This is a genomic window from Maribacter sp. Asnod1-A12, from assembly GCF_045063735.1.
GTDB lineage: Bacteria > Bacteroidota > Bacteroidia > Flavobacteriales > Flavobacteriaceae > Maribacter.
This window is the reverse complement of record NZ_JBEFNZ010000006.1, coordinates 1-16,632: the sequence shown is the minus strand read 5'-3', so window position 1 is coordinate 16,632 and position 16,632 is coordinate 1. Positions and strand designations below refer to the sequence as shown.

General features: G+C 32.6%; 13 protein-coding genes. 1 reads left to right on the top strand and 12 read right to left on the bottom strand.

The genetic code is table 11. The features are described from left to right. Positions 1-205 precede the first annotated feature (205 nt). From ACJJVP_RS00100 to ACJJVP_RS00045, 12 genes are all read right to left on the bottom strand, one after another. Positions 206-1,069 carry a hypothetical protein gene (locus ACJJVP_RS00100; RefSeq protein ID WP_405409791.1) on the bottom strand — a complete coding sequence of 288 codons (864 nt, stop codon included), beginning with the start codon at positions 1,067-1,069 and terminating at the stop codon, positions 206-208. Positions 1,070-1,078: 9 nt separating this feature from the next. Further along, positions 1,079-1,789: a hypothetical protein gene (locus ACJJVP_RS00095; protein WP_405409789.1), complete on the bottom strand. Its 711-nt coding sequence runs from the start codon at positions 1,787-1,789 to the stop codon at positions 1,079-1,081. Between the two features lie 85 nt (positions 1,790-1,874). Continuing rightward, entirely contained in the window at positions 1,875-2,636 is a 762-nt protein-coding gene (locus tag ACJJVP_RS00090) for a DUF4272 domain-containing protein (RefSeq protein ID WP_405409786.1), read from the bottom strand. A 318-nt stretch (positions 2,637-2,954) separates the two neighbouring features. Continuing rightward, positions 2,955-3,254, bottom strand: a complete 300-nt coding sequence (locus ACJJVP_RS00085) for a hypothetical protein (RefSeq protein ID WP_405409783.1) — start codon at positions 3,252-3,254, stop codon at positions 2,955-2,957. Positions 3,255-3,739: 485 nt separating this feature from the next. Further along, on the bottom strand, positions 3,740-4,399 hold the full coding sequence (locus tag ACJJVP_RS00080) for a hypothetical protein (protein WP_405409781.1): 660 nt from the start codon (positions 4,397-4,399) through the stop codon (positions 3,740-3,742). Between the two features lie 16 nt (positions 4,400-4,415). After that, positions 4,416-4,862, bottom strand: a complete 447-nt coding sequence (locus ACJJVP_RS00075) for a hypothetical protein (RefSeq protein WP_405409779.1) — start codon at positions 4,860-4,862, stop codon at positions 4,416-4,418. Between the two features lie 477 nt (positions 4,863-5,339). Further along, the gene (locus tag ACJJVP_RS00070) at positions 5,340-6,584 is read right to left on the bottom strand and encodes a mechanosensitive ion channel family protein (protein ID WP_405409776.1); all 1,245 of its coding nucleotides are present in this window, start codon (positions 6,582-6,584) and stop codon (positions 5,340-5,342) included. Positions 6,585-6,978: 394 nt separating this feature from the next. Then, entirely contained in the window at positions 6,979-7,593 is a 615-nt protein-coding gene (locus ACJJVP_RS00065) for a hypothetical protein (protein WP_405409774.1), read from the bottom strand. Between the two features lie 119 nt (positions 7,594-7,712). Further along, positions 7,713-8,072 carry a hypothetical protein gene (locus ACJJVP_RS00060; RefSeq protein WP_405409772.1) on the bottom strand — a complete coding sequence of 120 codons (360 nt, stop codon included), beginning with the start codon at positions 8,070-8,072 and terminating at the stop codon, positions 7,713-7,715. 17 nt (positions 8,073-8,089) lie between these two features. Further along, complete coding sequence (locus tag ACJJVP_RS00055) at positions 8,090-8,473, bottom strand: GreA/GreB family elongation factor (protein WP_405409770.1); 384 nt, start codon at positions 8,471-8,473, stop codon at positions 8,090-8,092. 292 nt (positions 8,474-8,765) lie between these two features. Next, positions 8,766-10,091, bottom strand: a complete 1,326-nt coding sequence (locus tag ACJJVP_RS00050; protein WP_405409768.1) for a sigma-54-dependent transcriptional regulator — start codon at positions 10,089-10,091, stop codon at positions 8,766-8,768. Positions 10,092-10,093: 2 nt separating this feature from the next. Further along, positions 10,094-11,182: a sensor histidine kinase gene (locus ACJJVP_RS00045; RefSeq protein WP_405409765.1), complete on the bottom strand. Its 1,089-nt coding sequence runs from the start codon at positions 11,180-11,182 to the stop codon at positions 10,094-10,096. An 840-nt stretch (positions 11,183-12,022) separates the two neighbouring features. Here ACJJVP_RS00045 and ACJJVP_RS00040 point away from each other — a divergent pair. Beyond that, the coding region (locus ACJJVP_RS00040; protein ID WP_405409763.1) for a hypothetical protein at positions 12,023-16,632 on the top strand (4,610 nt) is incomplete at its 3' end.

Below are 16,632 nucleotides of genomic sequence, written 5' to 3'. Positions count from 1 at the left end.
AAATTTTATTAGATTTTGTAATCTCTTTCATGAGTGTTGTCATAAAGTATAAAATTTTTAGTTTTTTAAATAATAGATACTAACCCTAAGCTTTTAACAAACATTGGTTTTTCTATACTTATCGTGTTCTTCATTTGGTAAGTAATTATAAATATTGAACTTCTTAAAATAAGGAATTCACCTAGTTGATAGCCAGCATAATTTCTTAAACTGACTTAGATTTTATATTGTAGGTAAATTGTAGTACCCTTAAATTCCATAAAGTTAAGGTCTGTATGGCTGTTATACTTTTATTTTTAGAGCTGACCACTAATTTATCTTTAAACGACTTAATGAATTTAGTCCATAAGTTTCCTTTAGAGTCGTTCACTAGAAAATAGAATCCGCTATCGCCGATTTTTTTGCCTGACGAGTTTAGAATAAGTTCACCATTTTCACCTACTAGTGGGTATAGTATAACGGTAGCACTACCGTTAGGTAAAGGAAAAATAGCTTTTATGCAGCCAGTGCCATTAGGTAGCGTACACGGTTCATATACGCCAGAATATACTACTTGACCAGATTTCTTGAAAGTTCTTAGCCATATCGTTCGCTTAACTACGTTCGTTTTTTTGTCTATTAAATGAATAATTTCACTCTGTAAACTTTCGGAATCTTTATCTGCACCCATAGGGATATTTAGCTGCTGAATACGATTGCTGAATATGATTTTTAACAACCCTCCAAATACTTTAAATAAGGGGTTCCATTTTACCTTTAAATCAAAATCATAATTGCTTGTATTTTCGTAAAAGTCAATTACATTTTTTGATAACCTATTTAGGTCATTTTCTGGTAGGTTTAATTGTTTGATAGACTGCAACAATCCTTTGTCTACTTGTTTATTATCTAGTTGTAAATTTTCATTTTTTACTAATTGTTGAATAAATTTTATGCCTATACCATTAGTCTTGCCAAAAGGACCCAATAAGTATTGGTAATCTGCATCATTAATTTTTTTACCAAATAAAATTACCCATTGTTGGGTTATCCAATCTTGAAGGTTTTGTTTAAAGAGTGCAAATGCCATTTACATAAATTATTTAAATTGGGATCTAGGAATAAAATTTCGTCGCTTTTTCCATTCCCCAAATTCAGAGATAGGCTTAAAGCGTAGTGTGGTGAACTCGAAATGAAAGTCTTTTCTGTCTCTTTCTTTCATAGCGTTTGAATGTCTTTTGGGTTTGGGCATATTACTATGACCATGAACCATATTGGTCATTTCTTTTTCAGTTTTCCAGATTGAAAATGTCGACACTGTATTTGGTAATTTAATTGAAGCCAATGATAATAAAGTTCCAGAATGATCTCTAACCAATCTTTCAACCGGTCTTCCCCATTTTAAAAACCTGGGTATGGCGAAGGGTCTCATTCTTGCAATGGTAATTGCAACTACAGCAGATGATTCGTTTTCTAAAGTCGCCTTTTGTTGTGGTATATTGAAGCCACCTATTTTACCCCATTCTCGCATAAATAATAAACGAATATGCCATCCTTTGGATAAAACCTTACCAAATTTTTCATTTTTCAGATAATTCTTAAGTGCCTGTTCATTTTCCCACTGTGCAAATACCGCAACCTGGTTAATGAGAAATCTAGAAGTAGAAATAATAGGAGAGCCTAATGTCATTGCCGACATATATTCGCAATGAACTAAACCTTTTGTTTTCTTATGAACGGGATTAATAAATAACCCCTTTACTGCTAATGGAAATGGTATTTTGATAAGATGATAAGAAAATATGGTCATGGTAGTTTATAGTAGAATACTCATTTTATAGACTTACGAAAAGTTCTTTAAACTTTTACTGAATGGAATGAAAGAAGATACAATTTTAAGTACTCAAATCAGTATCTTCCCAACTTGTACCTTTAGAAACCATATAAGTTAACGAATGTCTTCGTTCGTGGATTACGCCACCATTGCCCATAGGATCAAAACCAGAAGGAACTGAATCGCTACCTAACTGAGCACTTCTAACTGCGTTATGTACACAGTAGAATAAGTCTTCTTTCTGCATCAATTCTTCTTTCGATATTGTCTCTTTGTCTTTTACCCAATCATTTATGCTATTATCTAATTTACATGTATAATTACTTAAAATGTCTTGCATTTGGTCTCCGGCCATCATTTGCCCGCTTATTTCAGGTTCTTTGTATCCAAAATACCAAGCTAAAGGCCATGCGTTTTCAAATTTCCAGCCGATAGCGTTTCTTGCTTGTTCGTCATTTCTTTGTACGCTTAAAATTTCTTTTTCTTCTTGGGTCATGAAATCTTGAAGTTTATTGTTTTCAATAAAACTTAAGATGTGTTCTTTTGGTAAATTTTCTTCAGGTACCATTAACCATAGTACCAAAACTTTTATAGCATGTAGTCTATTTGCTATTTCTATAGAAGGTCTTAATTGTCTGCCTAAATCCGTAGGTAATGAGATGGTAGGTTTAAAGCCACCATTAAAACAGATGTCTAAATTTTCTCTTCTTAAATCTGTCATCCAAGAGATGTCATCATAAGATTTCGAAATAGGTTTGTTTTGATTTACCTTTTTTGGTTCTATATTATCTTTTGAACCGAATAGATTTTTGAATATGCCCATGGCGTTGTTGTTATTTTAGATTTTTTTAACGTTTCTGGATATGCTTTGTTGTCTCAGTTCAGACGCAATTAAACTAATACGGCTTCTCTTTTGTCTGAGAAGTTTTCATATTTAATTTGGTTATAAATTTTCTATAAGGGTGGTCTTAAGTTTGTAATTGATATGCAATTGTTTTGTTATATAATTTTTAATTCTTGGTATGAGGAGTATCTAAAAGCAATAATAGCAGTATTTCTTATGTTCTGCAATTTCAATTGATAATAGTGAACATCTAGTTTGTAATTAAAAAGCATGGCTAACCCACCGAATGATAGTTATTTAAGCTTCAATTACATCAGTTTTAATTATATCGGAAGGGATTTTTGGCTCTTTTTTAAGCTGTTCTACTGTAAAAAAAGCACTCAGTGCTGCCAATATTAATGCAGGTAAAACGGCAATAAAAATACCATTGTCTATATCAGTATTTGTTAGTGCAAAAATTAAAATTATAGTCCCTATTTCTACACCGAACCAAGTAAGAACCAACCTCCAAATCCATTTACTAGGTTTTATATTTTTTTCATCAGCTATTGTTCTGATTTTTTTGGTAAAATAACCAATTGCGAGAATTTCTAACATAGACACTTATTTAAGGTTCGTGAATTAATTGATTATATATAACCTTAAAATGCTATTTATATTTCTTTTACCTAGCAACTTTTTATAAGCGTAGTTTTTTTATTTACAAGTCTAAGAATTGGGTTGAGGATAAGTTTTTAATACGTAAAGCAAACTATAAATATATATTGGATAATGAGAAATCTTATTTTTTTGTCAATTTAATAGCCTCTACTTATTTTCTCTTAAATAAAAGCAGCATTTTAACATTGGGGATTAACTTTTTTAGAATTCAATTTGTCTTTTTTAATGTGCTACTGCGCTGTATTTAGCTAAAGATAGCTACTTTCTATATCTCAAATACCTAACCAAACATCGGGTTTTAAAGTTGTAAATTTACTTTATGATCTTGACTTTGTATAAAAGATAAACTGGTTAATAAAAGAACGAATACAAATAGTATAATTTTCATTTTTGCAGATTGTTGGCATGGTGAGTTCTGCTTTTTATTCCGTAATAATTATGCTAAAAATATTTCCTTTCCAGAATAACTTTTTATCTGTTTCTAAAGTATTTACAAACTCAAAATCAAATACAGCTTTTACAATTCCCTTTTCAAAAAGTGTCTTATCTATTTTAATAGTTCCGCTTTTTAAAGGAAAAGTGTGAATCCCTAAATCTCTTATACTGTTGAAATAGACAGAAGCAGTTAATGAATTATTTTTTAGTTCTAAAATTAAATTACTGTGTGTAGAAACGTTGTTTTGAGATTCTCCTTTTATAGTTCCATTCTTTAGTTTCTTAAACTCAATAAAATCTGTACCTGAATATTCATACATTCTATTTTCTGACTTTAATGAATGGTATACGTGAGTAGTATCTATTAGCTTATAAAATGCTTGTAACGAATCTTTATAAATTTTACCGGTATTATCTTTCATTCTGTTAATTGCTGCAGGGCAATTACCATCACAACTTACTTGACCATGACTGTTTTTGTAAACCCCTTCTTTATAACTCCAATTTTCTTTAAAAGAAAAGTCTCCTTTTAAATCTGTCGTCCATTCAATTTTAATGTTTGGGTTAGAAACCGTCTTCTGCTCTTTTGTTTTGCAAGAGAATGTAGTTATAATAAGTAAAAATGTAATTGAGATCTTGTTTTTCATATTAGTGTTCAAGATGCTATTTTATTACATACAATTTAATTGACTTTTTTTTGTATTCAAATAAAATAAAATTTGCCTTTTTCTGAGTTATAAATTTTATATCATCTTTAGTGACAACATAACTAACTTTTGTCATCCATCTATTAGAAACATTTGAATAATCTGATTCAATTTCTGTTATATCAGAATCTAGAATCAGTTCATTGTTATCGCCAATAAAAGATAATTTTGCACCTTTAAATGTTTTAATATTTTCTTTACTTAAAATTGTAGATTCTAAAAAGTCAAACCCAGCTAATTCCTGAAATTCAGCGAATAATTGACCATCTTTAGATTCGGCAATTTTTACTCCAGATATATTTGTGATTAAGTTTTCGGTAAAGGTGTCAATATGAGTTCGCTCTAATGCTTTTATATTTCCAAAAGCACCAAGTACTTTATCAATTTTTCTAAAAATGCTCATATTTTTTTGGTTGGTTTTTAAATTCTATTATCAACTAAAATGCTGTTAATTATTAAAGATAAATTCTTAAAAATTTGACTAACAACTGTTCAATTCAATTATTCTAAATCCACCCATATTGCTAATAGAAATAGAATTATATAGATTAAAGTAACATATTTTGAAATTGAACTTTTTTCTTTCGAAAAAAATCTTGAAATCTTACTTCCTAATTTTGGATTTATTTTATTAATTCTTTTAACAAATCGATTATCATTTAATTCCCCTAATTTCTGCCAAATAGGTATAGCTATAATGAAGGCTATAGAAATAATAATTTTAGTCTTGAATTCCAATTAATTCCTGTTTTGAGCTTTTTGAGGAAATTATAGTATTTAATATTCAATAATAGTAGTACCCAAGAAAGATACAATTTTCAACTAAAGCCAACATAGCTAGTAGATTAAAAATTAATCGAAGAAAACAAATGGCAACTAGTTATGAAGTCGCAATAGGCACTGGTATTTCATACACTTGTAAATCGAAATAGGGTAGGGCAGACAATAGGTGGTCAAAGATATCTGCCATTACATACTCGTAGTTCTCCCAACGTTTGTCAGAGCTAAAAGCGTATACCTCTAAAGGAATACCTTGCGGTGTAGGTGCTAATTGACGCACCATTAAAGTCATACCTTTATTTACTGCAGAATGGTTTTGAAGGTAATCGTTTACGTATTTTCTAAAAACCCCAATATTGGTTAGGTTTCTACCATTTATAGCTAGGTTCTTGTTAATATTATTTTCTGTGTTGTAGGTATTGATCTGTTCTGCTCGTGTATTTAAATACGGCTGAATTAATTGAATCTTTTGAAATTCTTCAATATCGGTATCAGACAGAAAACGAATGCTTTTTTGGCTAATAATCAAGGCACGTTTTATACGTCTACCGCCAGATTCTTGCATTCCTCGCCAGTTTTTAAAAGAATCTGATATTAATGCATAAGTTGGTATAGTCGTAATAGTATTATCAAAATTCTGAACTTTTACAGTGGCAAGAGATATTTCGACCACATTACCATCGGCACCGAATTTATCAAAACTGATCCAATCACCGATACGTACCATATCGTTGATGCTCACTTGTATACTTGCCACAAGACCGAGAATCGAATCTTTAAAAATCAATAATATTACAGCAGATCCTGCTCCCAGAGCGGTAAAAAACTTCCAAACTTGTATTTCTGTGATGATAGCAAAAATGGTAAATATACCCACCACCCATGCGAAGATCATAAAGACTTGAATATAACTGCCCATTGGTTTATCTCTGAACCTAGCCTTTGTTTTTAGATAATCGTTGATACTTGTAAATACACTTTTAACGACATAAAGTGTAAGAATAACAAATAGTACATTTAAAAATTTTAAAGCTATTTTTTCGGCATAGTCAAAACCTATAAAGCCAAAGGGTACGAGTTCTACCAATATACTCAAGGGTATAATGTGTGCTATATACCTTGGTACTCTATTGGCTACCAAAAAATTATCGAAATTGGTTTTGGATTTTCTAGCGAGCCTTAAAGAAACTGAACGCAATACCTTCCAAATGATCAGATCTAAAAAATATGCCAATACCAAAGCTAAGACAAATAAAATGGCAAGGTTTAAATAGGACGCAAACGTTTCGCTTAGCCCGGTTTCTACAAGATAATTATAAAGTATTCTATGAAATTCGTCGTCCATTATCGCTATTCATTTTAATAATACAAAGGTACGATATGCAATGAGCAGAAACGACGATAAAGTGCTTAAAAAGACTATTTTGAATGTAGGGTCAACACGTGTACGTTTGCATAATAATCCAATTTATTAAGAGTTCGTTCATCAATGCCTAGTCGCAACACAAATGATTGTTTTGTATCTATGTAGCTAATAAATTTCGAATTTCCTATTATAAAAAAGAGCTTAATTTAAGTGTATTGGTGATGTCGAATAAATATACGTATGTACTACACGACAAAATAGAGTTCTGGTATTTTGTTCATGGAGCAATGTATCATTTTTGTATAGGTAGCGTATAAGCTATGTATACAATTTTTCATTGCGCTTAATTTATAATGATTTAGTAATTGATTTTCTATTCTAAAATAGGTTGTTGTGCTTTTATGGGGTAAAGAATTAAGACTAATAAGGCTAATCCGATTAGTATTAAAAAAGCAAATGATAATTTAGACATAAGTAAGTTACTTTCTAAAGCTTTGTTTGAGAGTTGCGTCATTTGCCTACTTTCTTCAAGCTGTATAGTTGCAAGAATATTTAATTGTTGATTTATTACTTCTAAGAAATTTAGGGGCAGTGCGCTAATATTTCCTTTTAATTGCACGGTTTTTTCTTCAGATTTTTTAAGCTTTTCGAATTGTAAAGTCAATTCATTTAAAGCTTTGTGTTCTTCGGTAGTTAGTTCTGTTATAGCAAAATCAGATAAAATTTTATTTACTTTTTCGTTTTCAGATGTTATTGGTGTAAAATCACCTGCAGTGATAAACCTTATTTGTTTAATTTGGAAAATATTGTTTAATTGATAAATATAATCTTGAACCTTAATTCTGTCTTCATATACCGAGTTTACCGTATTTTGTAAAGTAGAGAAATGTCTTTGATATAATCTGTTAGAACCTAAAACCAATAAAAACGCAATGGCCAATATAAAGCCAGCATGCAATCTTTGAGGAATTTTTAGTTTTGTAAGCATGAGTATAGTTTTGTGATTAGACCTTAGAGTTCTTTTTTTAGAAAACCCACTTGGTTGATTCTTAATAAATCAGCCAACTTATTTATAGTAACCAAGTGGATTTTTAACTAACTAAAACATTACAGGGTTTTTAATTCGCCCGCGGTAATGGCGTCTTTAAAGTCGGCTGTTACAACAGTATGACTGCCAAAGAAGCGACCACCGTCATTGCGCTTAATTTTAATTTGTGTTGTACCGTCTTTTAATTCTTTCACGGCGGTAACCACAACTTCTTCGCCATGGGCGCGCCTATAATTGGCTATGCCACCACGTTTAATAATGAAGTTTTCTCTTGGAAAATCTATGTGTTTGTATTTGTTAGATTCTGGTTTTCCTATTTCAAAAATATCACCAACGTTAACCTCGGTTTGGCTTGTGTTGTTGCTTTGTGCGTTTAATAGACTTATAGAAAATAATAGGGTAATTGCGTATTTTAACATAACTGAATAATTTAAAATTAGTGAATTGTTTCTCTTTTGGTCTTAAAAACTTCAGTAGTGTTTTTGTTGGCTGGGTTTGGTTGGGTTACTTTGGTAATTGTCAATGATATCAGGTCTCCAGGTAGTCCGTAAGAAATTTTATCTCCTACAGCACGTCCAATTACTGAAGCACCTAAACTGCTGATAACTGAAATTTTATTCTGTTTAATATCTTCTTTGTCTGGAGATACTATTTGGAGTGATCGATGAAAACCAGATGCTCCACTGACTTTTATAATTGAGTTTAGAGTGATTATGTCAAACGGAATATTTTCTGCATCCAAGCACATAGCAAGGGTCATATTTTGACTAAGAATTTCTAACAGATTATTGTGCGAATAGTCTTCTATGGTATTGTTCATTTCTTGATATTTTTTAATTATCAAGAATTCATTTTTTTTAAAAACTAAACTGCCGTACTTCATCTTTCACTATTTATTACCTTTTCTAATGTGTTTATATATAGCCTTGTTCGTATTAGATAGTTGTTTTTCTTTACGTAATCTAAAGAGCAAATGATATGCCTACTATATAAATAATCAAAAGTTTTTATTGTAATAATCTGAAAATCAGAATATAATAAAAAGTAACTTTTTTTTGAGTGAAATTTATATTGGGGATAAGTTACCCGTGTGAGGAGAAATTACCCGATAATTATTTTAGTTTTTTACGCAATGTTTTGCGGTCTATTTGAAGAATTTCGGCGGCTTTAGTTTTATTGCCTTTCGTATGAGCAACAACACGGCTTATATATTCTTTTTCTACGTCGCGAAGTGGACGTAATTCACCATCACTGAAATCAATTTGATATTTTAGAGTATCGGGTAGGTCTTTGATTTCAATAATTCCATCGGCCATAATTACAGCTCGTTGTATAATGTTTTCTAGTTCTCTAATGTTGCCAGGCCAGTTGTACCTTTTGAGAATTTGCAGGGCTTCTGGAGAAATACGTAGTAATCTATCTTTAAATTCGATTCCGTACTTACGTAGAAATTTCTCAGTCAAAATTACGATATCAGATTTTCGTTCTCGTAAGGGTGGTACATTAATTTCAACTACCGTTAACCGATAGTATAGATCTTCTCTAAATGTATTTTTTTTAATAGCTTCCCTTAAATTTGCATTTGTCGCCGCAATAATTCTGATATTGACTTTTTCAATTTTATGTGATCCAACTCTAGTAATTTCTTTTTCTTGAAGCGCTCGTAGTAATTTTGTTTGAACTGCTAATGAAGCCGTGCCTATTTCATCAAGAAATAAGGTGCCACCTTTTGCTGCTTGAAAAAAGCCGTTTCTATTTTCATTAGCACCTGTAAAGGCACCTTTCAAGTATCCGAACAGTTCAGACTCCTGTAAATTTTCGGGTATAGCCGCACAGTTTACAGCAATAAAAGGTTCTCGAGAAAATTTACCAGAGTAATGAATTGCCCTTGCGACCAATTCTTTACCGGTACCGCTTTCTCCGGTAACTATCACTGTAGCTTTATTGTCTTTTACACGGTCAATAATATTGGTGACTTTTCTAAAACCTTCAGATTCGCCGACCATATCAGAATATACGTTCGGTTTTTGGTTTATTGCTTTTATTACTGCTTTTTTTCGAGCTAAATTTTGTTGCAGCCCTTTTTCTACAGCTTCTTTAAGTTCTAATTTGGTAAATGGTTTAGTTAAATAATCAGTAGCTCCAGATTTAATAACTTCTAATGTTCCTTCAACCGATGGATAACCGGTAACCACCAGTTTTGGAATTTCAGGGTAATGTTCGTTTGAGAATTTTAATAATTGTAAACCATCAATTTCAGGCATTTGTATATCGGTAATTAGCAGGTCGATGAACGTATCTTTAAGTATGAACAAAGCTTCTTTTACCGAAACCGCTTTGTAAGTATGATAGTCCATAGATTTTAAATGCCTTCGTAAAAGCTCTAAAATATCAATATCATCATCTACTATTAGAATATTCTCTTTACGCAAATCCATTATTATAATTTAGGAAAGTCGACGGTAAATATAGCTCCTTTCGGTGTGTTCTTTTTATATGCAATTCTACCTTTATGACTGGTAATAATACCGTGTACAACGCTTAATCCAAGTCCAGAACCTTCACCAATAGGTTTTGTAGTGAAGAAAGGTTCAAAAATTTTGTCTTCTAATTCGTTCGGTATCCCTTCCCCTTGATCTAAGATTTCAATGCTAAAATGACTTTCGTTTTCCAAAACATGTACGGTTATAATACCATTAACAGGAGAATAGTAAATGGCGTTCATAATTAAATTGAACATCACTTGCGTCATTTGTACCGTATCTGCCCTAAGCGCGAATTTGTCATTATCAAAGACCGTGTTAAGTTTCAAATTTTTAGCCTGTAAAGAGGGTCCAAGAAGTTTTATGACGCTAGTTATTAATGGAACAAGTTTTACTGTTTTCATTTCCTGTGGCATTTCACAAGCAAAAAACATGAGCTTTTTTACGATTTCTCGACTAAAAATAGTACTATCAATTATCTTTTCTAAATCTCTTATGTTCTCTTTATCAGCAATTTTATCGGTAAGTAATTCAGCAAAGCCAAGTATATTGGCTAGGGGAGTATTAAGCTCATGGGCTATGCCTGCCGTAATTTCTCCAAGAATATGCAAACGATCTGTACGCTCCATTTGTCTTCGGGTAATGGCCTCTCTATCACGTATCTGTTTTCGTTCAACAAGATTGCCAATATCTAAAGCTACATTATTCAATAAAGTCTGTTCTTCAACTAAAAAATCTTTCTTGGTAAACGTATCAGAAGGATAACCAACTACTACCTCACCTTCAATTTTGTTAAAGACTTTGATATTAGATACTATAGTGACCATATTATTCTTAAAATCATCGGTCTGTTCTTGGTATTGACCTACTTTCAAAAAGACTTCTGTTTCATTTTCATACTGCCAAGCTCTTTTAAGACAATAAACGATAGCTTCAAAAGAAGTTTGTAATTGGTCATAATCAGAATTAACAATAATGGAAGTAACTTCATAAAGACAGGTAAGTTCTTTTACACGCTCTTTTAGTTTTGCTTCTGCTGAGGTCATACCAATTACATTTCTAATCTAAAGTTCAACAATATTTAGGTAGTTAGAAAACAAGTACCTTTTAAATCAATATTTTTAACAGTTTTACTAGTTCAAAATTGGAACGAGAATGAAATAATAGTTAATATATTAATTCATTAATACTTGTAGGAAATTGAATTAAGCATTTGTAGAATTCGTTAATGTGATTTTTGTAGGAAATAGTGTTTGACAAATTTTGGGTGCGCCTGCTTTTTACACTTGTTGACCAAGATTTTAATAAATTTTAAATATTGTTTTTTACCCCTGTATAGTCTAGTAGCATTGACTTTTTAGTAAAAAAGGGTTTTTTAAGCGAATTCTTTAAAATGGTTATGTGTTGTTAAGTACTGCTATAGTTGTGTTTATCGATAAAGCGCATTAATATTAGAATCGTACACATTAAGTTTTGAGTATTTGACATACAACTATCTTCATTTCACAACAAAAAATAAAAATCATTTTAGTCTTCAACTAAATTTGTAATTATAATCACACACTTGTAGTCCTATGCTTACTTTTTATGTAGTACATTAAGAGTGGCACTTAATTTTAAATTTGAAACTTTTATATAAACCATTCAACGACACTTTTACAGAGATTCGACACAATTTTTTTTACAATCAACAACAAAATTGGCAGAAATATTTACCGTTTATGTTGATTTGTAGAATATTAAATAACTACTTAACCAAAATTTGAATTATAGTATTACGGTATATATATGTTTTCAAAAAATGATTTGTTAAATGATATATTATTTTCATTTGAATTAACCCTATCCTTCATATTTATATAAACAACCCTGGAAAACCTTTAATAATGAAATCAAAACTGGTCAATATAAAAATTAGAATAATATTATTATTTCTAGTACTTTTTTCTATAAGTAAAATTAGTGCTCAATTAGACAATACCCATTATTTACCTCCAGTAAAAGAAGGTGTAACTGGGTCAGGAATTCAATATCAAGATATTTATTTTTCTACGGCAGTCACTACATCATTTGATGTTATAGTTTATAGAGGAACTAGTACAGTTCCATATGCCACCGTTACAGGTTTGTCAGCTACTTCTCCTCAAAGGTTGAGTACGTTTATGTCTACAGATTTTCCGATAAGTGGAACGCCTAGTTCTACCATTAATGAAATAACGAATATATCAGATGCTAATACTGGTGTGATATTGACTAATGCTGGTTTACGATTTGAATCTTCAACAGGCGACGATTTTTATGCAAATTATAGGGTCAGAAATAATAATCAATCAGATATCATGACCTTAAAGGGTACAAAGGCTTTGGGTAATGAGTTTAGATGGGGAGGCATAACGCAAGGTGCAGATTCTGGAGGTGCCTCTACAAGTTTAGGTATTTATGCAACTGAAGATGGTACTACGGTTACTATATCTGGTTATGATACTAGCATGGTTTTTAGATCAGGTACAGATAATTCTGCTATTACTGATGATATTATTACAATAGCTCTAGATAAAGGAGAGACTTTTGTTTTAGAAGCTGCAACTAGTGCTAACGCTTTAAATAATGGGTGGTTAGGAGCAACTATTTTATCTAATCAGCCCATTGCAATCTCTAATGCGCAACTAGTTGCCACTGCTTTAACGGGTGGAGGTGATGATGCTATGGATCAACCAGTGCCAGTTACTTATTTAGGTAATGATTATATTTTTGTAAGAGGTGGTTCAACTAATGATAATGAAGAATATGCAATTATTGTAGCTACAGTAGATAATACTGAAGTTTTTGCAGGTGGCACTTCACTTGGTACAATAAATAATGGAGAATATCTTTTTGTTTCTGGTTCTAATTATAACGGAACTACTGCTGGAAGCAATATGTATATTAACACTTCTCAAAAAGCGTATGCTTATCAGTCTACCTCTGGTGTGACCGGTGGTCCTAGAATCGCAATGAATTTTATACCCCCTGCAAATTGCTTGTTACCAAGTTCAAACGAAGGGATATCGTTTGCTGCTGATTTAGCAGGAGCTAACGCTAATGGAGGTGTTAGCTATACTGCATTAACTATAATAGCTTCTGTTGATGTTACACAAACAGATTTGATTATTACAGATAACGGAGTATCAATTCCTATTCCAGCTCCAATTTCAGTTACTGGCAACTCAAATTACCACACTTATTTTATCGATGAAGATTTTGATAATACTAGTAATTTATCTATAACTTCAACTGGTGGATATCCATTAGCTGCAGGAGTATTTGGAAGGTTAGGAAGTATATCTGGTTTCTCAGGTTATTTTTCTGGTTTTGATACTGTTCCAGAAGTTAATATCGCTTTTTCTGGTCCAGAATGTTATGAAGTAGGTGGTGATCCTATAACATATACAGCTCCTTCTGGATATATTAATTATCAGTGGTACAGAGATGGTATAGAAGAATCTGGAGCAACGTCATCATCATACAACCCAACCGCACCCGGCGCTTACACAGTAAGGGTAGAACAAGCTGCTGGTTGTTACTTTTATTCCGATACACGTACTTTTTTAAATTGTATAGAAGCAATAGATGATAATTTTATAGGTGTTTTTGCCTCTGGTGAAACCACTACAGCAAGTATTATTGACAACGATGAATTAGCTGGGAACACTCCTGTTATAGGCACAGATGTAACAATAACTGTTGACCCTAATGGTACAAATACAATAGGAACTATTGATCCTGCTACTGGTTTAATTAATATAGATGCTAATACCCCAGATGGAACTTATACTTTAGAATATCAAATTTGTGAAATTATAGAGCCTACAAATTGTAGTATTGCGACAGTGACCATTACAGTGGCAGATGCTGACAGTGATGGTGTAAATGATGCAAAAGATTTAGATGATGATAATGACGGAATTTTAGATACTGAAGAAGAGAATTGTGATCGATTGAGATTCGGTTTAACTGCAGATGATACAGCACCATCAGGAACTGTATTTACAGATTCAGATACTGGAATTTCTGTTACTCCGACCTTTACCGACACTTTTGGTATAAACAACACTAATGCTGTTTCAGATTCTGATGCATTTGAAGTATCAAATACATATAATAATTTTGATGAGTATGTTACTTGGGACATTGATGTTTCTCCTACAAGTGAAGATTTATATTTAATATTTACCGATTTTGATCAAAATAATGCTGCCGATATAGGGGAAACAGTCACTGTATCTTTCTATAACGGAGCCAATGAAGTAAATTACTATGTAAGTGAAATAGGTGCTAATATTTCTCAATCAGAAAATACATTTTCTGCATTTCAAAATGGAAATAACGCTACAACTTCACCTACAGGAAATACTGATGCTTTGGATAATACGTTAATTATTACTATTCCTAACCAAATAGATCGTATTGTTGTTCAGGTAACTATTACTTCTTATGGTGCAGCAACACCTTCATCAGGAAATGCTAATACAAACTTCCGTATTGGTTCTTGTTTCAATGATACAGATTTAGATGGTACACCAAATTATTTAGATTTAGATTCAGATAACGATGGTTGTTTTGATGTTTTGGAATCAGGAGGTACTGATACTGATAACGATGGAATTTTAGACGGAGATGGTTTAAATTCTGATGGACAAGTAACCACAGGTGGTAGTATAACTGATGGTTATGATGGTGTAACTGGAAATGAAACAGTGGCTACAGAAGCAAATGTAGATGCTACAGCATTAACTGATCAATTAATAGTTACTGGTGGTAGCACAACTTTTGAAATAACAAGTGCAACTGCTACAAGTACAGAAACTTTTACAGGAACAGCTCCTAATACAACACCTGATTATACAACCGGAGAAACTGATGTTTCTTCAGGTTTAATATATCAATGGCAAGAAAATGGTGTAAACCTTACAGATACTGGAGTATATTCAAATACTTCTGGTTCAGGTGCTACACCTCCTACTCTAACAATTAGTGATGTAACTGGTTTAGATGGCAATGAGTATACCCTAGTAGTAACACATACTGACAATATTTGTTTTGAAAATACAAATAGTGCTACACTGAATGTTGATCCAGACAATGATAATGATGGCATTGGTGATACTACTGATTTAGATGACGATAACGATGGAATTTTAGATTCTGATGAATGCTTCGGTCCAGTAGAAATTACCCCAGCAGATTTTGGTTTAACAAATAATACTACAGGAAATACGGTCTCTAATCAAGACCTTAGCGCTAATTTTGGATACCCAGCAGGGAGTATTGTAATTACATTGACCAATACAAATGTTCATTCAGGAGGAAGGTGGTATACCACCAGTTCTGCCGTACCTAAATTCGAATCAACAGGTACTGTAGACGTAAGTGTTCGTGTGGTTCACGGTGGTGTGATTTCTGGTAGCGGCAGTAATAAATATGATGGTGTTAAATCATTAGATGGTACATCATATACAATGATAACAGCTTTGGACCCCACTAAATATGTTGAAGATAATAGTGTAGTAAATGAGTTTAGAGTAGAAAGGATTACGACAAGTACCGAAAATAATAATTCCGCTGGAGGAGATTTTATTTGGAATTCTATTGGTAGTGCTTCAGAGTTTGAAGTTATTACTACAGGTGGTGGCCAGTCGCAATTTGATATATTTCTTGAATCTGATTGTAATATTGATACAGATGGAGACGGCATACCAAATAGTATCGACCTGGATTCAGACAACGATGGTATTCCAGATATTACAGAAGCAGGTGGTACAGATACAGATGGTGATGGTCATATAGACTACCCAACTGCTGGTGACCCAACATCTATGGTAGATACCAATGATGATGGTCTTGCAGATGAAATTGCAACGACTCCTTTACCAGACGAAGATTCAGATAATGATGGTATAAAAGATCGTTTAGACTTAGATTCAGACAACGACGGTATTCCAGATGTAACCGAAGCTGGTGGTCCAGATACTAATGGTGATGGCGTTATAGATACTTTCGCTACAGATACAGATAATGATGGTCTTGCGGATAGTGTAGACCCCGTTGGTCCTGCTACTCCTGGTACACCTTTGGAAAATCCAGATACGGATAATGATGGCTTAGATGATAGAATAGATTTAGATTCAGACAACGACGGTATTCCAGATATTACAGAAGCAGGTGGTATAGATACAGATGGTGATGGTCATATAGACTACCCAACTGCTGGTGACCCAACATCTATGATAGATACCAATGATGACGGACTTGCAGATGAAATTGCAACGACTCCTTTACCAGACGAAGATTCAGATAATGATGGTTTAAAAGATCGTTTAGACTTAGATTCTGATAACGATGGTATTCCAGATGTAACCGAAGCTGGTGGTCCAGATACGAACGGTGATGGTGTTATAGATACTTTCGCTACAGATACAGATAATGATGGTTTGGCAGATAGCGTTGATCCAGTTGG